General features: G+C 71.5%; 14 protein-coding genes. 9 read left to right on the top strand and 5 right to left on the bottom strand.

Annotation, left to right across the window (positions count from 1 at the left end):
• Positions 1–15 precede the first annotated feature (15 nt).
• Complete coding sequence (locus ACN27F_RS08360) at positions 16–3681, top strand: SDR family NAD(P)-dependent oxidoreductase (protein ID WP_421432141.1); 3666 nt, start codon at positions 16–18, stop codon at positions 3679–3681.
• The gene (locus ACN27F_RS08355) at positions 3678–5012 is read left to right on the top strand and encodes an MATE family efflux transporter (protein WP_421432140.1); all 1335 of its coding nucleotides are present in this window, start codon (positions 3678–3680) and stop codon (positions 5010–5012) included. Before ACN27F_RS08360 ends, ACN27F_RS08355 begins: the two co-directional genes overlap by 4 nt.
• Here the strand turns inward: ACN27F_RS08355 and ACN27F_RS08350 are convergent.
• Positions 5000–5785, bottom strand: coding sequence for an AfsR/SARP family transcriptional regulator (locus ACN27F_RS08350; protein WP_421432138.1), 786 nt, complete (start codon positions 5783–5785; stop codon positions 5000–5002). The genes ACN27F_RS08355 and ACN27F_RS08350 overlap by 13 nt on opposite strands.
• A gap of 379 nt (positions 5786–6164) precedes the next feature.
• Here ACN27F_RS08350 and ACN27F_RS08345 point away from each other — a divergent pair, with 379 nt between their 5' ends.
• From ACN27F_RS08345 to ACN27F_RS08335, 3 genes are all read left to right on the top strand, one after another.
• Positions 6165–7385, top strand: a complete 1221-nt coding sequence (locus ACN27F_RS08345) for an IS110 family transposase (RefSeq protein ID WP_421431791.1) — start codon at positions 6165–6167, stop codon at positions 7383–7385.
• Between the two features lie 70 nt (positions 7386–7455).
• A complete protein-coding gene (locus ACN27F_RS08340) occupies positions 7456–8190 on the top strand; it encodes an FkbM family methyltransferase (protein ID WP_421432136.1) in 735 nt (244 codons plus the stop codon).
• 158 nt (positions 8191–8348) lie between these two features.
• Entirely contained in the window at positions 8349–10880 is a 2532-nt protein-coding gene (locus ACN27F_RS08335) for an ATP-binding protein (protein ID WP_421432135.1), read from the top strand.
• Positions 10881–11037: 157 nt separating this feature from the next.
• On the opposite strand, the gene ACN27F_RS08330 is transcribed toward ACN27F_RS08335, so the two are convergent.
• Together ACN27F_RS08330 and ACN27F_RS08325 are read right to left on the bottom strand one after the other, a co-directional pair.
• Complete coding sequence (locus ACN27F_RS08330; protein ID WP_421432133.1) at positions 11038–11232, bottom strand: DUF397 domain-containing protein; 195 nt, start codon at positions 11230–11232, stop codon at positions 11038–11040.
• A complete protein-coding gene (locus tag ACN27F_RS08325) occupies positions 11189–11917 on the bottom strand; it encodes a DUF5753 domain-containing protein (RefSeq protein WP_421432131.1) in 729 nt (242 codons plus the stop codon). Before ACN27F_RS08325 ends, ACN27F_RS08330 begins: the two co-directional genes overlap by 44 nt.
• A 183-nt stretch (positions 11918–12100) precedes the next feature.
• On the opposite strand from ACN27F_RS08325, the gene ACN27F_RS08320 reads away from it, so the two are divergent.
• Positions 12101–12280 (top strand): hypothetical protein, encoded by a 180-nt coding sequence (locus ACN27F_RS08320; RefSeq protein ID WP_421432130.1) that lies wholly within the window; start codon positions 12101–12103, stop codon positions 12278–12280.
• Between the two features lie 421 nt (positions 12281–12701).
• Here the strand turns inward: ACN27F_RS08320 and ACN27F_RS08315 are convergent, their stop codons facing one another.
• A complete protein-coding gene (locus ACN27F_RS08315; protein ID WP_421432129.1) occupies positions 12702–12857 on the bottom strand; it encodes a DUF488 family protein in 156 nt (51 codons plus the stop codon).
• Between the two features lie 43 nt (positions 12858–12900).
• On the opposite strand from ACN27F_RS08315, the gene ACN27F_RS08310 reads away from it, so the two are divergent.
• A complete protein-coding gene (locus tag ACN27F_RS08310; protein WP_421440047.1) occupies positions 12901–13245 on the top strand; it encodes an ArsR/SmtB family transcription factor in 345 nt (114 codons plus the stop codon).
• A complete protein-coding gene (locus ACN27F_RS08305) occupies positions 13242–13949 on the top strand; it encodes a cation transporter (protein WP_421432127.1) in 708 nt (235 codons plus the stop codon). Before ACN27F_RS08310 ends, ACN27F_RS08305 begins: the two co-directional genes overlap by 4 nt.
• A gap of 101 nt (positions 13950–14050) precedes the next feature.
• Here ACN27F_RS08305 and ACN27F_RS08300 read toward each other — a convergent pair whose 3' ends face one another.
• Positions 14051–15316, bottom strand: a complete 1266-nt coding sequence (locus ACN27F_RS08300; protein WP_421432125.1) for a NucA/NucB deoxyribonuclease domain-containing protein — start codon at positions 15314–15316, stop codon at positions 14051–14053.
• Positions 15317–15414: 98 nt separating this feature from the next.
• On the opposite strand from ACN27F_RS08300, the gene ACN27F_RS08295 reads away from it, so the two are divergent.
• Positions 15415–18288, top strand: coding sequence for a tetratricopeptide repeat protein (locus tag ACN27F_RS08295; RefSeq protein ID WP_421432123.1), 2874 nt, complete (start codon positions 15415–15417; stop codon positions 18286–18288).
• Positions 18289–18318 lie beyond the last annotated feature (30 nt).

Below are 18318 nucleotides of genomic sequence, written 5' to 3'. Positions count from 1 at the left end.
AACCGAGGTAGGCAAGTGACGAAAGACATCGCGATCATCGGCATGTCGGTCGAGGTACCGCAGGCGCGGGACATCCACGCCTTCTGGGACATCGTCCGCACCGGCCGGACGCTCACCCGACCGTTCCCGGCGCACCGGCGCGCCGACGTCGAGGAGTACGTGACGTACCAGCGGGAGTCCGCGGTCGGCGATTGGGGCAGCGACCCGATCGCCTTCTACCCCGGCGCGTACCTGGACCGGATCGACCTGTTCGACCCCGAGTTCTTCGGCATGACACCCAAGCAGGCCGCGGTCACCGACCCGCACCAGCGGCTGATCCTGCGCACGATGTACCGGGCGTTGGAGGACGCCGGCTACACCGGTGCCCGCCTCACCGGCAGCCGCACCGGCGTCTTCGTCGGGTTCGCCGCCAATCCGGGTGCCTCCTACCTGGAGTACTGCGCCCGGATCGACCCGGGGCTGACCCAGCTCGGTCTCACCGGCAACCTTCCGACGATGCTGGCCAACCGGTTGTCGTACCTGCTGGACCTGCAGGGTCCGAGCCTGGTCGTGGACAGCGCCTGCTCGGCGTCGCTGGTGGCGGTGCACCTGGCGGCCAACTCGCTGCTGCTCGGCGAGTGCGAGATGGCCGTCGCCGCCGGCACCCGGGTGGTGATGCTGCCGGTGCGCCATCCCCACACCCGGGTCGGCATCGAGTCGTCCGACGGCATGACGCGCACCTTCGGTGAGGACGCCGACGGCACCGGCTACGGCGAGGGCTCCGGGGTCGTCGTGCTCAAGCGGCTCGACCGGGCGTTGGCCGACGGCGACCAGGTGTACGCGGTGATCAAGGGCAGCGCCGTCAACCACGACGGACACTCGGACAGCATGACCGCGCCGGATCCCGTAGCGCAGGCCCGGCTGCTGCTGGCCGCCTGGGCGGACGCCGGCATCGCCCCGGAGACCGTCGGCTATCTGGAGGCGCACGGCACCGCCACCCGGATCGGCGATCCGATCGAGCTCGACGGGCTGACCCGGGCGTTCCGCGCGCACACCGAGACGGTGCGCGGCTGCGCGATCGGCACGGTGAAGGCCAACGTCGGGCATTTGTTCGAGGGCTCCGGCGTGCTCGGCCTGATCAAGGCGGCGTTGACGCTGCGGCATCGGCGGATCCCGCCGCTGGCCGGCCTCGGCACCCTCAACCCGCAGCTGGACTTCGACACCGGCCCGGTGTACGTACCGGCGACCGCGCGGCCGTGGGACGCGGGTGACCATCCCCGCCGGGCCGGGGTCAGCGCGTTCGGGCTGGGCGGCACCAACGCGCACGTGGTGCTGCAGGAGCATCCCGTCGCGCCGGCGGTGCCGGCCCGGCCCGGCCCGTGGCTGTTCACCCTGAGCGCGCGGACCGGGCCGGCGCTGCGCCGGCTGATCGGCCGGTACCTCGACCACCTCGGCGGCGGCCTGTCGCCCGAGGTGACCCTGCGCGACGTCTGCTACAGCGCGAGCCGGTCCCGCTCCGGGCATCCGCACCGCATCGCCTTCCGGGTACGAGACCTGGCCGACCTGCGGGCCAGGCTGGCCGCCGCGGCGGAGCACGACCCGACCGGCGCGCCCGGTGACCTTGGCGCTCCGGGTGGCTTTGACGCTCCGGGTGGCTTTGACGATCTCGGTGAGCTCGGCAGGGCGTACCTCGCCGGAGCCGACGTCGACCTCCTGGCCCCGTACACCGGGCAGGGTGCGCGGACGGTGTGGCTGCCCGGGTACGAGTTCGAGGAGCAGCGCTGCTGGATCGACTTCCCGGCGGACTGGGCGGCCAGCGTGGGCGGCGTGCCGGCGGTACGCCACCCGGTGACCCACGAGGTCGGCTTCGCCCTGGCCGAACCTGCTCCGGACGCCAGCGCCACCGCCGCCGAGGCCCGGGTCCTCGCCCTGGTCGACCCGGCCACCGGTGCCGAGCAGGTGCTCGCGGCGGCGCTGCCGCAGGCGGAGTTCCTGAGGCTCGGCGTGGTCGAGGGCGGCTGTCCTGGCGAGACGGACGGATTCCAGCTCGACGAGACGGATCTGGAGCGGGTCGCCGACCTCGCTGTCGAGCAGGACTATCTGCACGTCGTCCACGCCCTGGCCTTCGAGGCGGAGCCGGTCGCCGACGTGGCGCGGCTCGACGAGCGGCTGCACAAGAACCTGTCGTCCCTGCTCATGCTGGGCAAGGCGCTGATGACGGCCGGTGCCCGGCTCACCCTGACCGTGCTCACCCGGCGCGCGGTCGCCGCGGTGGCGGCCGAGCCGGCGGTGGTCACCGAGAACGGCGCCCTGGTCGGGCTGGCCCGCGCGATCGCCCGCGAATACCCGTACCTGACGGTCCGGGTGGTGGACACCGACCTGGACGTGCCGGCCGGGCTGCTGCGTGACGAACTGCTGTGCCCGGAGCCGGGCGTGCACCTGCTCCGTGGCCGATCCCGCTATCAGGAGTTTTTCGCCGAGCTGCCGGAGATCGCGCCGGCCCAGCGGCGGCGGCCGTACCTGCGGGCCGGCGGCACGTACCTCGTCACCGGCGGCACCGGTGCACTCGGCCTGGCGGCGGCCCGGCATTTCGCCACCGTCGAGCCGGGCATCAACCTCGTGCTGGTCAGCCGGTCCGGCCTGGCCGAGCGCGAACGCTGGGACGACGTCCTGCTCGCCGAGCCGACCGGGAGCGCGGTCGCCGACCGGCTCCGTGCCGTGCGGGAGATCGAAGCGCTCGGCACCACCGTCTCGGTGGTGGCGGCCGACGTCGGCGGCGAGGATGACCTGGCCGCCGTCGTCGCCGGGATCCGTCAGCGGCATGGGCGTCTCGACGGCGTGGTCCACGCGGCGGGCGTGGCCGGCAGCGGCCCGATCGTCGACTGCGACGTAACCGAGTTCGAGTCGGTGCTGCGCGGGAAGCTGCGCGGGGCGTTCCTGATCGACCGGCTCACGGCCGGCGATCGGCCCGACTTCGTGGTGTACCTGTCGTCGGTCGCGGCGACCATGCCGACGCTGGGCCAGGCCGACTACGCGGCCGCCAACTTCTACCTGGACAACCTGGCCATGGCCAACCCCGACCCCGACTGCCACGTGTTGGCCGTCGACTGGGTGTCGTGGAAGGAGGCCGGCATGGCGGTCGAGTACAACGTCCACGACGACCTGACGTTCAAGTCCATCCCGACCGCGCAGGGGGTGGCCCTGCTGGACGAAGGGCTGCGTTCGTCGCGGCGCCGGTTCCTGGCCGGCGAGATCAACTACGGCAGCGAGCTGACCCGGAGCATCCTGACGGCTCCACTGGCCCTCGAACCGGTGATCCGGGAGAAGCTCGCCGCCGGGCTGGCCGAGTCGCAGGCCCGGGTCGAACTGGCCGTGCGGCGGGCCCGCGCGGCCATCGGGGCCGTCGAGGTCGAGCTCGACGGCCGGGCCGACGGCCGGTACACCGGGCTGGAGCGGCTGGTCGGGCGGTGCGTGGCCCACGCCCTCGGCGTCGCGCGCGTCGATGTCGAGGCGGACCTGCGGGACACGGGCGCCGACTCGATCGCCGCGCTGACCATCGCCGCGAACATCAGCGCCTGCATCGAGCAGCCGTTCGACGCCGTCGATCTGCTCACCGAACGTACCGTCGCGAGGATCGCCCGGTTCATCGACGAGATGTACGGCGAGCCGACCGCGGCCCAGCCGCAGCTCGCCGCGGGGTGAGCGACCTGACCCGGGGGCCGGTCCTGACCTCGATCGTCAGGTTCGGCCTGCCACTCGGCGCGGCGAACCTCGCGCAGCAGGGGTACCTCCTCGTCGACAGCGTCATCGTCGGCCGCTACACCGGGGTGACCGGGCTCGCCGCGATCGGGGCCGGCCAGCCGCTGTTCGCACTGATGGCAGGGGTCTTCTTCGGTGCGGCGACGGCGTTCTCGGTGCGGTTGGGCGGGCAGCTGGGCGCCGGGACCGGCCCTGGCCGGGCCGTGGCCGCAGCCCTGGCCACGGTCACGGCCGGCTGGTCCGTCGTCTGCCTGCTGCTGACCGTCACGGTGACCGGACCGGTGCTGACCCTGATCGGGGTCGAGGGGACGGTGGCGGCCGATGCGCGGCGGTTCCTGCTGACGCTCGCGCTGGGTCTACCAGCCGTGTTCGGCCTCGGCGCGGTCACCGCCGCCCAGCGTGGTCTGGGTGACGCCCGGTCGGCGCTGCGGGTGACGGTGCTGACCAGCGCTCTCAACGCGATCCTGGCGTGGTGGTTCGTCGCGCCGCTGGGCTGGGGCGTGACCGGCGCGGCGGCGGCCACCGGGGTGGCCAACCTGGTCGGTCTCGCGGTCGGCCTGGTCGCGCTGCGTCGCCGCTGGCCGGCTGCGGGTGCCGGCGGGTCGGACGACTTCGGCGCCGAGTTGCGCGCGTCGCTGCGCCTCGGTCTGCCGCTGGCCGTCCAGCACGCCCTCATCGGGCTGGGCGTGCTGATCCTGGTGCTGATCGTCGCGCGGTACGGCACGGTGGCGCTCGCCGCGGTCACGGTGGTGGCCCGGCTGGAACTGTTCACCGGTTTGATCTTCCTCAACCTGTCCGGGGCGTTGACGGTGTTCGTCGCCCAGAACCACGGTGCGGGCCGGGCGGACCGGATCGCCGACGGGCTGCGCCGGACGCTGTGGCTGACCGTGGCGCTGACCGCCGCGGTCACGGCCGCCCTGCTGGCCCGGCCGTCCGTCGTGGCGGCGGTGTTCGGCGGCGACGCGGCCACCCAGGCGTTGATCGCCCGCTACATCGTCATCGCCTACCCGTTCTTCCTGCTCTACACGGTGATGGTGGTGGCGCACGGTTGGCTGATCGGACTGGGCCGTACCGGCCCGCCACTGGTCTGCACGGTGCTGTCCTTCGTGGCGGTGCGGCTGCCGCTGTCGTACCTGCTGGGTCGCTGGTTCGGCGTGGACGGCATCCTGTGGGCGGTCGTGCTGAGCTGGGCGGTGGGTGCTGTCTATACCGTGTTCGTCATCCGCGTACCGGCACCCGCGAGCGCGGTTCGCGCGGCGGTTCACGCCGAGTAGGCGGGTTGCGCCGGACTCCGTTCGTGCAGGATGCGTCGCTCCAGCTCGTAGAGGCCGGGTCCGGTGCCGAGGCCGAACTCGCGGCTGAGGCGGCGACGGATGCGGGCCAGCACGGCCAGCGCCTCCGCCGACCGGCCGCCGTGGTGCAGGGCGGTGGCAAGCTGCGCGGCCACCCGCTCGTCGTCCGGGTGCTCGGCGGCGAGCTCTCGCAACGAACCCAGCAGCGCGTCGTGGCCGCCGGCCCGCAGTTGGTGCTCGTTGGCGTCGAGAATGGCGGTCCGGCGTTCGTCGTCGAGCCGGCGGCGTAGCGCGGCCAGCCACCCGTCGCCGGTGCCGCTGAACGGCTCGCCGGACCAGACGGCCAGAGCCTGTTCCCATGACCCGGTCGCGTCGGCGCCGGTGCCCGCAGCCCTGGCCTGGGCTACCAGACGCCGGAACCGCAGCAGGTCGACGGCGTTTTCGTCGACCGCGAGGCGGTATCCGCCGGTGCGCCGCTCCAGGCGTACCGCCCCGCAGGTCGGCGTGAGCAGGGTGCGTAACCGGCCGATGTATCCGTAGAGCAGGTTGGTCACCGAAGCCGGCGCGTCATCGCCCCACACCCGCTCGGCGAGCTGCGCGCGGGAGACCACCCGGTTCGCCTCGATCGCGAGGACAGCCAGGACACTGCGTTGTCGGGCGTGACCCAGCTGGAGCGGCTGGCCGTCCACCACGACCTCGATCGGGCCGAGCAGGCGGACCATCACGGTGTGCGGTGGTGCTGGATCTACGGGCATGGGGCACCTCCCGAGTGCTTCGTGCCTCAGCTGGCCGCCTCAAGCACACCGAGGGAACCGGTGCGTTGCCAGGCAGTTACGGCGGCAGAACAAGGGTGCCGGTCGCTCTGCCGGGTCCCGGCGTCGCCGCGCCCATACAGTGGCGGGCATTCCCCGTTACCTTTTTGATCGTCCCCAGCCGGGGACGACTCGGTCGCCCGGCTCGGTATGACTGAATGCCCCTGTCGTACGCATGATCCGGGGGGTGTTGTCGCCGGGCCGGGTGGCGTCGGCGGACCGCTGATAGGGACCCGGCCACCCCCGTCGTGGGGTAGGTCTCTCCGTAACGTGGATGCCGGCAGTCCGGCGCCGTGACCAGCGGCCGAGCTAGGTCATCGCCGTGAGGAGGCAAGCTGTGCACGACGGGTTCGGCGTCTTCATCGGACTCGACGTCGGCAAGGAAGGACACCACGCGGTCGCGTTGAACCGCGACGGCAAGAGGCTGCACGACGCGACGCTGCCCAACACCGAAGCCGGCCTGCGGAAACTGTTCGACAAGCTGGGCCGGCACGGCCGGATCCTGGCCGTGGTCGACCAGCCCGCCTCGATCGGCGCGCTGCCCGTCGCGGTCGCCCGCGCCTGCGGCCACCAGGTGGCCTACCTGCCCGGTCTGGTCATGCGCCGCCTGGCCGACCTGCACCCCGGCACCGCGAAGACCGACGCCCGCGACGCGTACGTCATCGCCGACGCCGCCCGCACCCTGCCCCACACCCTGCGCCGGGTCGACACCGGCGACGAGACCCTCGCCGAGCTGGAGGTGATGGTCGGCTACGACGACGACCTCGCCGGCGAGGTGACCCGCGTGGCCAACCGCATCCGGGGCCTGCTCACCCAGATCCACCCACCCCTGGAACGCGTCCTCGGCCCGAAACTGCAGCACCCCGCTGTCCTGGAGGCCATCTCGCGGTGCGGCGGACCCACCGGAATCCGCAGGGCTGGCCGGGCGAAACTCACCGAGATCGTCAAGGCCCGCGCGCCACGCATGGGCGCCCGCCTGGTCGAGCAGATCTTCACCGCGCTCGACGCGCAGACCGTCGTGGTCCCCGGTACCACCGCCGCCGAGACCGTCCTTCCCCGACTCGCCGACAGCCTGCGTGACCTGCTGCGACAACGCGACCAGGTCGCCGAACAGGTCGAAGGGATGCTTGATGCGCACCCTCTTGCCCCGGTCCTGACCTCGATGCCCGGCATCGGCGTCAGGACCGCGGCCCGCATCCTGCTCGAAGTCGGCGACGGCACCTCGTTCCCCACCCCCGGCCACCTGGCCGCCTACGCCGGCCTGGCCCCGGTCACCCGCCGATCCGGCACCAGCATCCGTGGTGAACACCCACCCAAGGGCGGCAACAAGCAGCTGAAACGCGCGTTCTTCCTGTCCGCGTTCGCCGCGCTCGCCGACCCGCTCAGCCGCGCCTACTACGACCGCAAACGCGCTGAGGGCAAGAAGCACAACGCCGCCCTCATCTGCCTCGCCCGCCGCCGCGTCGACGTCCTCCACGCCATGCTCCGGACCCAGCGGCCATACCAGCCCAAAACGGCGGACGAACCCCGCCTCGCTGCTTGACACAACCCATAGGGACACCCCCCTGCGGCCAGGCACTTGGAGGTCCGTCATGCCCATTGGCAGGTATCGCTTGGGATCTGGAGCGTCCTTCTGGACGCCGAGCCAGAAGGAGGCGCGTTTCCAGTACGCGGAGATCTTCGACCATGGCTGTTACGCCGACGTCGAGTTGCCCGAGTGCGCGTTCGTCGTGGATGTCGGCGCCAACATCGGGTTGTTTTCGTACTTCATCACCAGGGCGTTCCCGTCATGCCGGGTGCTCGCGTTCGAGCCGATGCCCGAGACGCTGGAGGCGCTGCGACGCAACGTCGACGAGCACCGCCTGAGTGGTGTCGTGATCGAGGAGTACGCGCTGGGCGAGCAGAGTGAGGAGAAGGCCGAGTTCACCTACTATCCGCTGCTGCCGGGCAACTCGACCCGCTACCCGCACGAGAAGGAGTTGCAGCGCTCGGTCATGTCCCAATTGGAGCCGCCGGACGACGTACGGCGGGAGCTGACCGGCTACCCGGTCGCCGTCGCGGTGCAGCGGCTGTCGTCGTTTCTGCCCGCCGGTCGTCCGGTCGACCTGCTGAAGATCGATGTCGAGGGGGCGGAACTCGACGTGCTGCGTGGCGTCGACGCCGACCAGTGGCCGCTGATCGGGCAGGTCACCCTCGAGGTGCAGGACCTCGGCGGCCGACTGGAAGCGGTGTGCGAACTGTTGCGCGGGCAGGGCTTCCTGGTCTCGTACGAGCGGTCTCCGATGATCCCGCCGGAGGTACTGACGTACCTGGTGCACGCCCGGCGTGCAGCGATTCCAGGGGTGTGATCTTAATCATGGTAAGTAGTGGTAACCTTCCGAGAAACTTCCGAAAGTTACGGGCTGAGCGGCACCGGCCGAGTTGAAATCAACCAATGTGGACCTACTGCAGTGGCTGACGTGTTCGCATACCCTGCATGCAAACACGCTGTCATTGGGGGTGGTCAATGTCATTTTCGATCGACGGCAGCCTTCCGGAAGAACGCTGGGCGCTCGGCACCCTGCTGGCCGAATCCCGGCGTGCCCGAGGCCTCACCCAGGAGGCACTGGCTGAGCTGACAGCGCTCAGCGTGCGTGCCATCCGAGAGATGGAGCGTGGCCGGGTCAGCTCGCCGCAGCGACGCACGGTGAGCATCCTGGCCGATGCCCTCGGCTGGTCGGAGGCCCAGCGCAACCGGTTTCTCGTCGCCGCACGGGTCGGGCGACTGCGCCGTCTGCTCACCACCGGGCCAGCCGCCGAGCCGGCCCAGCCGGACCCGGCGGCCCCGCTGTGGCGGGCGCCCGCGGAACTACCCCCGGCCGTGGCAGACCTGGCCGGCCGGGACACCGAGCTGGCGGCACTGCGCACATTCGCCGGGCAGGCGGCCGCCGGTCACCTCGACGGCACCGTGGTAGCGCTGCTGCACGGTCCGCCCGGCACCGGCAAGACCAGCCTGGCCGTCGCCGCGGGGCACCGGTTCGGCGGGGACTTTCCCGACGGCCAACTCTTCGTCGACCTGCGCGGCCCGGTCGACGACCGTCGTCATCCGCATGACGTGCTCGGCGGCTTCCTGCGGTCGCTGAGCGTGGACGCGGCCCGGATCCCGGTACAGCCCACTGAACGAGCCGGGCTGTACCGCACCGTCACCCGCCGGCGTCGGCTGCTCGTCGTACTCGACAACGCCGCGGACGAGGCTCAGGTCCGGCCGCTGTTGCCGGCCGGCCACCAGTGCCTCGTGCTGGTCACCAGCCGTCGGCCACTGTCCGGGCTGGAAGGGGTGCATCGCATCGCACTGGACGAGCTGCCACCCGACGAGGCCTACGCCATGCTGGGCACCATCCTCGGCACGGCCCGGGCCGCCCGAGAGACCGCACAGGTCGACCGGCTCGTCGACCTGTGCGGCCGGCTTCCACTGGCCCTGCGGATCGCCGGCAACCGGCTGGCCAGCCGCCCCGGCTGGCAGGTCGGGCAACTCGTCGAGCAACTCGACGACCAGCGCCACCGGCTCACCGGGCTCAAGGCGGGCGACCTCGACGTACGGGCCGCCTTCGAGGTGTCCTACCGGCAGCTCAGCCCGGCGGCACGGCAACTGTTCCGGCTGGCGGCGCTGGTGCCGGGTGACACGTTCGGCGTCGAACTCGCCGCCGCGCTGGCCGGCGTCACGGTTGCCGAGGCACGGCGTACGGTCGAGGAGGTTGTCGATGTGGGTCTGTTGTCGTCCAGCGGTGAGCGGTACCGCTTTCACGACCTCATCGGGCTGTACGCCGAGGAGTGCCTCGCCGCCGACGAGGCACCCGCAAGGGCGGTGTCCGCCCACGAGCGGATGACGACCTGGCTGCTGGGTCGTACGGCGCAGGCGGGTGCCGCGTTTCTGCCGGCGGCCGCCGACCGGGACGCGGCACCGCGACCCGCCGGCGTCGACGCCGAAGCCCGCGCCTGGCTGACCGTCGAGGCGTCGAACTGGACCGCCGCGCTGCGCGACGCCGTCGCCCAGGGCCGGTACGACGACGTGGTCCGTACCGTGCTCGCCCTGCACTGGTACTCCGATGTGGCGCACGGGCACCCCTGGCCGGAGGTGTTCCAGCTCGGTGTCGCCGCCGCGCGCGCCGCCAACCGGGTAGCCGAGCAGGCGGCCCTGCTCAACTTCCTCGGCTGGGCATTGGCCTGCTGCGAGCAGCGGTACCGGCCCGCGCTGCGCAGCCACGAGCAGGCATTGCGGCTCGCCACCAACTGCGGTGACCAACGGGAGCAGGCGTGGGCCCGAGCGTACGCGGCCACGCTGCACGGCCTGCTCGGCCGACCCGCTCGGGCCGCACCGCTGGCCCGCCGGGCCAGCGCGCAGTTCCGAGAGCTCGGTCACGGCCTGGGCGAACACTACGCGCTCGCCGGACTGGCCAGCGCCCTGAACGCGCAGGGCGACCATGCCGGCGCGCTCGAGGCGTACCGCGCCATCCTGCGGTACTACCGTCAGGACAGCGGCCTGACCGCAGCCGGCGTTTCGGTCGCCAGCGCGGCGGCGTTGCGCTACATCGCGCAGACGTTGGGCAGCCTGGGCCGCTGGCCGGGCGCCGCCCAGGCGTACGCGGAGGCCACCCGGCTCTACGCCGGCTCCGGCGCCGGGCCGGTCCTCGGTGAGGCACACGCGGTGTACGGCGAAGGCATCGCGTTGCGCGAGTCGGGCCGGCTGGCCGAGGCGCGTGTCCGGCTGCGCCGTGCCATCCAGATCTATGCGTACCTGGACAACCCGTGGGGTCAGGCGCAGGCCATGCACGCGCTGGCCGGCCTGACCCATGCGCCGGAGGACGCGTGCGCACTGCTGCACCTTGCGGCCGAGCGGTGCGCCGAGGTCGACGACGCCCAGTCCCGTGCGTTCGCCGCCCGAATCCAGGATTCCTTGGACCGGCTGGCGGACAGTTGGCATGAATCGTTTCAGCCGTGTGCTGCGCCTGCCGTCCCGGTAGCGGCGATCAGCCTGGTGGCAGCGACGGCCGATCCGTAGCGCGGTCGGCTAACCGGCGGCCAGCAATTCCGCGATCGTGGCGGGAGCGGGTCTATCTGCGGGCGGTGCCGTGTCGGCGTCGACGGCGAAGCCCCGGACCCGAACTGGTGGGTGGCCGGGGCTCCTGATGTGTGATCGCCGGTCGGCGGTGAGGTGATCAGTTGGTGGTGGGCAGGTTGGTGAGGAAAGCGTGCCAGGAGGGTGGGGTGAAGGTCAGATGGGGTCCGGTGGTGTCCTTACTGTCGCGGACGAGTACGCCTCCGGGCAGGTCGTCGGCGACCTCGATGCAGTTGCCGCCGTTGCTGCCGCTACGGCTCGATTTGCGCCACTGCGGCGCGTTCTTCGTGCTCATCGATCACCTTCAGGATGAGATTGCGGGACTGTGCACAGGTCAATGCGATGCCGCTCAAAGCTTCCCACGTGCGAATCAGATCGGCCATGTCCTTGTTGGCGGCGGCGATGCGGCCCTGCAACTGATCCTCCACGTAGGCGATTTGCGCGCCACCGGTCAGGGTGGCCAGGACGCACGCCCCGGTCAGCCCGGCGTGCAGGCCGGCCCGGCGGGGGATCACCCGGATGTGCACGTTGAACCGGTGGCCGATGTCGACCAGGTGTTCGAGCTGGTCCTTCATGAACGCCGGGTCGCCCAGGTGCAGCGCGGCCTCGCCGACCAGCGCGGTCAGCGTCACCGGCTCGGCCCGCTGCAGGGCGGCGACCTGCCGGGCCATCCGGATGGCCACCAACTCGTCGATCTGGTCCGGAGTGTGCTGGCCGCTGCTGACGATCGCCCGGGCGTACGCCTCGGTCTGCAGCAGGCCGGGGATGAGGCTGTGCTCGACGGTCCGCAGCAGGACCGCCCGCTTCTCGTTGTCCACCCACGGTCGTAGCCACGGCGCCACCGCCTCGCCCCGGGCGTCCCGCGCCAGATCCTGGATCCGGGTGCCGGTGCCGAACAATTGATCAAGGGCGACCGCGGTGGCCTCCCGAACCAAACCTATCGACGGGCCGGCAGGCCGGTCCAGGGTGGAGAGAACCACTTGTCGCCCAATTCTTGCTTGGGGAGGTTCCTTCGGTGGACCGAAACGAGGGCAACGGAGCAAAGACGCACCTGAGCCGTTGTGTGATGATCAATAGATTGCCGGTTTTTCGACCGGCCGGACAGCCGCCGGCAGCCACGGGCGTTGGCGCTGGCGGCTGCGGCGCAGACCGTTGCCAGGCACATGCCGAATCGCGCGGCCGAATGCCGGGTGTGTGACGTGGCGGCGTTCTGCCCGCCGTTTACCAAAGCGTTGGCGGTGTTGGACCGGTGGGACCACGGTCGGGCGCGTCGGGTGCGGGCGGTGTTGCAGTACGCCGGGTTGTGGCCGGACGGGTACGTCCACGACGGGCGGGACGACTGATGGTCGACGGGCGGATGGCCGCGATCGGCGTCTACAAGAGCGCCCTGACCCGCCTCGGTGTGGTGCAGCGGGGGAAGCCGCCGAACAGCGTCGACCGCTTCGCCGACGACCAGCCGTAGACCCTGCGCGCGGGCCGGCCCCACGCTCTGACCTGCCGGTGGGCTGCCCACTGGGCGGCCCACCGGGTCGAGACGGAGCGGGCCGGGCCCGGTGGCGGCAACCACCCGGCCCGGCCCCCTCCTACCAGACCAACGCTCCCACCGGACCAACAGGAGGTACGTCACCATGGACATCTGTGCGTTGACGAGTGCTGCGCTACTCGGCTTCCTCGCCGGACTGTTCAGCTTCAGAGTGAAGAGCCGCTGGTGCCCCCGATGCGGTGAACCGACCACCAGCCGACCGCCCACCTGAGCGCACGTGTTCAGCGTGCTTGGCGTCTACCGGCCACCGAAGCCGAAGCGGTGATCAACTCGTCGATGCACTGGAGCAGCACGCGCCGATGGCAGCGTTCCTCGTCGGCCTCGAAACAGAGCACCGCGACCCGCTCGTGCCGACCGGCCGTGGCCAACCCGTGCACGAGTTGATTTATCGCCGGATCGGGATATCATCGTGCTATGGCGATGGATGAAGACAGGTGTGTGACCGCGGCGATCGCGGCCGGCGCGACGCCTACCGTGGCGCTGTTCCGTTCGCTCGGTGACGAGACTCGGCTGCGGATCGTGGCCCGGCTGGCGGCCGGGGAGGCCCGGGTGGTCGACCTGACCGGCGAGCTCGGGCTGGCGCAGTCGACGGTCTCCAAGCACCTGGCCTGCCTGCGCGACTGCGGGCTGGTCGACTACCGGGTCGAGGGCCGGCAGTCGTTCTACGCGCTCACCCGCCCCGAGCTGCTCGACCTGCTCAGCGCCGCCGAAGGGCTGCTCGCCTCGACCGGCCGGGCCGCCGGGATGCCGACGGCCCGGCGATGAGCGACCCGGTACGGTTGCCGCCGCCCGCGCCGTACCGCCGCGACCAGCTCAACCGGCGCAGCCTGCAGTTGGCCTACGCCACCGCCGGATACAACCTGCTCGAAGGCGTGGTCGCGGTCGCCGCCGGTGCGGCCGCCTCGTCGACCGCGCTGCTCGGCTTCGGGCTGGACTCCTTCGTCGAGGTGTCCAGCGCCATCGTGGTGATCTGGCAGTTCCGGTCCCGGTTGCCCGAGACGCGGGAACGGCGCGCGTTGCGGCTGATCGGGGTGTCGTTCTTCGCTCTCGCCGCCTGGGTCACCGTCGACGCGGTGCGGTCACTGCTGGGCGGCGGCACGGCGGACAGCTCCCCGGTCGGGATCGGCCTGGCCGCCACCTCGGTGGTGGTGATGCCGCTGCTGGTGTGGGCGAAGCGGCGCACCGGCCGGGAACTCGGCTCGGCCACCGTGGTCGCCGACTCCGTGCAGACCATGCTGTGTACGTACCTGTCGGTGATCGTGCTGGTCGGGCTGGCGCTGAACGCGGCGTTCGGCTGGTCCTGGGCCGACCCGGTGGCCGCCCTGGTCGTCGCGGCGGTGGCGGTGCGTGAAGGCGTCGCGGCGTGGCGGGGCGAGCAGTGCGACGACTGCGCCCTGCCCGATTCCGCCGACCGCACGGATGCCTGCGGGTGTGCTGCGGGACGTGTCGACGCATGCTGTGCCTCGTGACCTTGTGACTCGTGACGGCCAGGGCGGATCAGAACAGCTCCGAGCCCCGGTACGGCGATCGGTGGTACGCCGATCGTGCACCACCGATCGCCGTACCATGGTCAGGTCACCCGGACCTCGAACGTGTCCATGTCGAGGACCCGGGACTTGTAGTAGAAGTTACCGAGGTCGCTGCCGCCGAGGGAGTTCTGGGCGGCGGGAATCATGCAGGCGCTGAAACCGTCGGAGTCGCCCAACGTACGGGTCTGCAGCCACGGCATGTTGCAGCTGAACCCCTGACCGGTGTTCCAGTCGATGAAGAAGAACTGCCGGCCGTACGGCTGCGTCGACGCACCTTCGTAGGTGGACGCGAACGGGTACTCGTCGCACTGCTTACCGTCCGGCCGGGGATAGTTGGGCCCGGTCGGGCAGGCGGCCCAGTTGTTGGCCTCCCGCAGCGCAGTGCTCTGGGTCCTGGTCAGCACTCTCGGCAGGCCGTAGTTCAGGGCCAGCCGGAGGTGGTACGCGTAGTCAGGGTAGCGCGAGGACGGGACCTCGAGCACCGGGCGCACCGTTTCGTAGACGCAACCCGGCGGGTAGCCGCCGAGCGCGATGTCGCACCGGTGCGCTCCCGGCGTGGTGGTCAACTCGTTGCTCGTCCCGTTCACCCACAGCGAGTTGGCGAACCAGAACTTGAAACCGCTCTGCGCGGCCCACCGGACACCGCTCATCGGGCTGGCGAAATAGCCGGTGGCGGAGTGTATGCGGCCCGGCAACGCCGACCCGCCGATGAGCGAGGTACTGGTCACCGTACAGCTGGCGATGCACTGGGGTTCGGCGTATATGGCGGTGCCGGTCACGGCCGGACCGTTGTTCTGACCGGTGACGTAGTCGGCCTGGTAGTGAAACGACTGCGACCAGCTCAGTGAGCGGTAGTCGACCGTGGTCAGGCTCGACACGGTATAGCCGATCGTGCCGATGACCTGGCCGCTGGGCACCAGGAAGATCAGCAGGACGCCGTCCTCGACGACGCACGCGGTGACCCGTGCCTTCGTCGTGCTTCCCCCGCAGATGTCGGCGGCGAGTCCCACGCCGTCGCCACCCGTACGGCCGGAGCCGTCCTTGCTCTCATTCTTGCGCAGGCACGTCGCCGGCCCGGACCGGCCGGCCGCGGCCAGCCGCGCCGCGTCCTGCGTGATGTCGTCGCCGCACGTCGGCGTGCCGGCGCCGGCCCCCGACGCGGGCAGCGTGCCGGCACCGACCCCCGACGCGGGCAGCGCGGCGGCACCGGCCCCCGACGCGGGTACGGCCGCCGCCGACGTCACCGGCAGGACCGCCGCCACCACCCCCAGGACGACGCCGGCGATCCCGATCTTTCGTCTGTGCACTCCGGTTCTCCCTCCACCACAGTCGTTGGGCGAGGATAGGCGGGCGGCTCTGGACATCCTCTGGTCAACCACTGACGAGCGTCACTACACTGCCGATGGTGTTGGTGGTGCAGGTGCTTGGCCGCTTGCGCGTGTGGCACGGTGACCGCGAGGTGGACCCGGGGCCGCCGGCCCGCCGCCACGTCCTCGGTCTGCTGGCACTCAACGTCGGGCGACTGACCACCCGACGGGAGCTGATCGAGTCACTGTGGGGGGAGCGGCCCCCGTCGAGCGCGGTCAACGTGCTGCACACCCACGCGAAGCACCTGCGCAAGCTCCTGGACCCGCAGCACACCCCGCGCGGGCAGGGCGGCGTGTTGTCGACCGTCGGTGACGGGTACCTGCTGCGGCTGCCCGACGACGCCACTGACCTGCAACGGTTCCGCCGGTTGGCGGCGATGGCGCAGGTGGCGGCGGACCGCGACGATCCGGGGTACGCGGTGAGCCTGCTGCGCGACGCGCTGCGGCTGTGGACCGACGACCCGCTCTGTGACGTGCCTGCGCTCGACGACCATCCGGCGGTGCTGGGGCTCAAGGCGCAACGCCGCCAGGCCCAGCTGTCGTACTGGAATCTGGCGCTGCGAGCGGGCAACGCGGCCGAGGTCCTCGCGGCGCTGACCGCTCGGGCCGCGGCGGAACCGCTCGACGAGGCGGTGCAGGCCACGCTGATCCGGGCGTACCAGGCCACCGGCCAGCGGATGCTCGCCTTCGAACACTATGCGGCCACCCGCCGTGCGCTTGCCGACGAACTGGGCGTGGCACCCGGGCCGGAGCTCGCACAGGCACACCGGCAGTTGCTGGACGAGCCGGCCGAGCGGGGCACCCCGCTCGTCCCGCGTCAGTTGCCGGCGCCCGTGCCGGACTTCGTCGGCCGGGTGGACGAACTCGCCCTGCTCGACGCCGCGCACGCCAGCGGAGCCTGCGGTGCCGCCGTCGTCTGTGGTACGGCAGGAGTGGGTAAGACCGCTTTCGCGGTGTTCTGGGGTCACCTCCGCCGGGACCGGTTCCCCGACGGATGGATCCACCTCGACCTGCGTGGCGACGACACGGAACACGCCATGAGCGCGTACGAGGCGCTGGGTCGCCTGCTCACCGCCGTCGCGGTGCCCGATCCGCAGATCCCGGCCGACACCGAGTCACGTGCCGCCCGGTGGCGCACCGAGACCGACAGTCGCCGGATGCTCGTGCTGCTCGACAACGCCGCCTCGGCCGATCAGGTCCGGCCGTTGTTGCCCGGCACCCCCGACACTTTCGTGCTGATCACCAGCCGGGACAGCCAGACCGCGCTGGTCGCGCTGCACGGGGCGCGCCGCATCGAACTCGATCTGCTGCCGCCGCCGGATGCCGCCGGACTGCTCGACCGGCTGCTGGGTGAACGCGCCCGGGCCGACCAGACGAGCGTCGCCGCGCTCGCCGCCGTCTGCGCCCGGCTGCCGCTCGCGTTGCGGCTGGCCGCCGAGTACGCCGGAGCGCAGGCACACCTGCCGCTGTCCGGGATCGTCGCGCAACTGCACCGGGACAGCCCGTTGGATCTGCTGGACGCGGGCGGCAGCGCGGCGATCCGGCACGTGTTCGGCTGGTCGTACCAACGCTTGGACGCCGCGGCACGACGGTTGTTCCGGCTGCTGGGCCTCAACCCGGTCCCGTACTGCACGCTCGCCGGTGCCGCCGCCCTGTCGGGTACGGACGAGGCCGCCACCGCCCAGCTGCTACACCGGCTGACCGGTGCGCACCTGATGCGGTGCGATCCGCTGGGTCGGTACGCCTTCCACGACCTGCTGCGGGCGTACGCCGCCGAGCTCAGCCGCGCATTCGACGGACCGACCGAGCGCGATGCCGCGATCGAACGTCTGCTGGCCCACTACGTGGACACCGCCGTCGCCGCCAGTGACGCCCTGCACCCGGAGTGGAGCGCCAGCTGGCAACGCGCCGGGCTCGTGCTCAAACCCGGCGCCGGTCGGCTTTCCGCCGCCGTCGCGTTGGCCTGGTTGGACAGTGAGCTGCCGTCGTTCGCCACGATCTGCCAGTTCGCCCGCAGACAGCGGCGGCCGGAGTACGCCGTCAACCTGGCCACCGCCGTCTACCGTTACCTGGAAGCAGGGCACGGCACCGAGGCGCAGCCGATCCACGAGCACGCCATCGGCGCCGCGCAGGACCTGGCCGACCCGACCGCCGAGGCACACCTGCGGACCAACGCCGGCGTGATCGAGCGGCTGCTCAGCCACTACTCCTCCGCGCTGTCCGAGCTCAGTCGGGCGCTGGCGCTGTACCGACGGGTCGACAACCGGCACGGGCAGGCCCGGGTCCTGTCCAACCTGGGCATCGTCGAGGAACGGCTCGGTGGGCTGGCCTCGTCGGCGCGCCGCCATCGCGAGGCGGTGGCCATCTACCAGGAGATCAACGACCCGCACGGACACGCCTCGGCGTTGACCAACCTCGGCAACCTCGAATCCGCCACCGGCGACTATGCCCAGGCCGCGCAGCGGTTCCTGGCCGCGCATGACATCTTCGCCACCCTGGGTGCCCGTACCGGGCAGGCCATCGCACTGACCAATCTGGGTGACATGTACACCTCGCTCGGCGAATCGGCCCCCGCGGCCGATCGGTTACGGTCGGCGCTGAGCCTGTTCCGCGAGATCGGGCACCGCGACGGCGAGGCGACCGCGTTGAGCAACCTGGGCACCGCGCTCAGCCTGCAAGGGCTGCATCAGCAGGCCATCGGGCATTTCGCGGAAGCACTCGACATCTTCCGCGGCATCCGACACCGCTACGGCGAGGCGAGCGTGCTGAACGCGATAGGTCGTGCCCTGCAGGCCCTGGGTCGTGACGACGAGGCGATCGAACGGCACCGGCTGGCCCTGGCGATCGCGACGGAGACCGGCGACGAGGACGAGCGGGACCGGGCCGCCGGCGCACTTCGCGACCTGGCCTGACCGCGATCAGGCGGTGGGCCGGAACCCGTC

It is taken from the genome of Solwaraspora sp. WMMB335 (genome assembly GCF_049179075.1).
Classification (GTDB): domain Bacteria; phylum Actinomycetota; class Actinomycetes; order Mycobacteriales; family Micromonosporaceae; genus Micromonospora_E.
This window is presented reverse-complemented; position numbering and strand designations above follow the sequence as displayed.

What these genes read in the sequence shown, in the direction of transcription:
- ACN27F_RS08305 (WP_421432127.1), top strand. Translation starts at nt 13,242, where the DNA reads ATGAGCGACCCGGTACGGTTGCCGCCGCCCGCGCCGTACCGCCGCGAC.
- ACN27F_RS08330 (WP_421432133.1), bottom strand. Translation starts at nt 11,232, where the DNA reads ATGAGCACGAAGAACGCGCCGCAGTGGCGCAAATCGAGCCGTAGCGGC.
- ACN27F_RS08350 (WP_421432138.1), bottom strand. Translation starts at nt 5,785, where the DNA reads ATGCCCGTAGATCCAGCACCACCGCACACCGTGATGGTCCGCCTGCTC.
- ACN27F_RS08320 (WP_421432130.1), top strand. Translation starts at nt 12,101, where the DNA reads ATGCCGAATCGCGCGGCCGAATGCCGGGTGTGTGACGTGGCGGCGTTC.
- ACN27F_RS08310 (WP_421440047.1), top strand. Translation starts at nt 12,901, where the DNA reads ATGGATGAAGACAGGTGTGTGACCGCGGCGATCGCGGCCGGCGCGACG.
- ACN27F_RS08335 (WP_421432135.1), top strand. Translation starts at nt 8,349, where the DNA reads ATGTCATTTTCGATCGACGGCAGCCTTCCGGAAGAACGCTGGGCGCTC.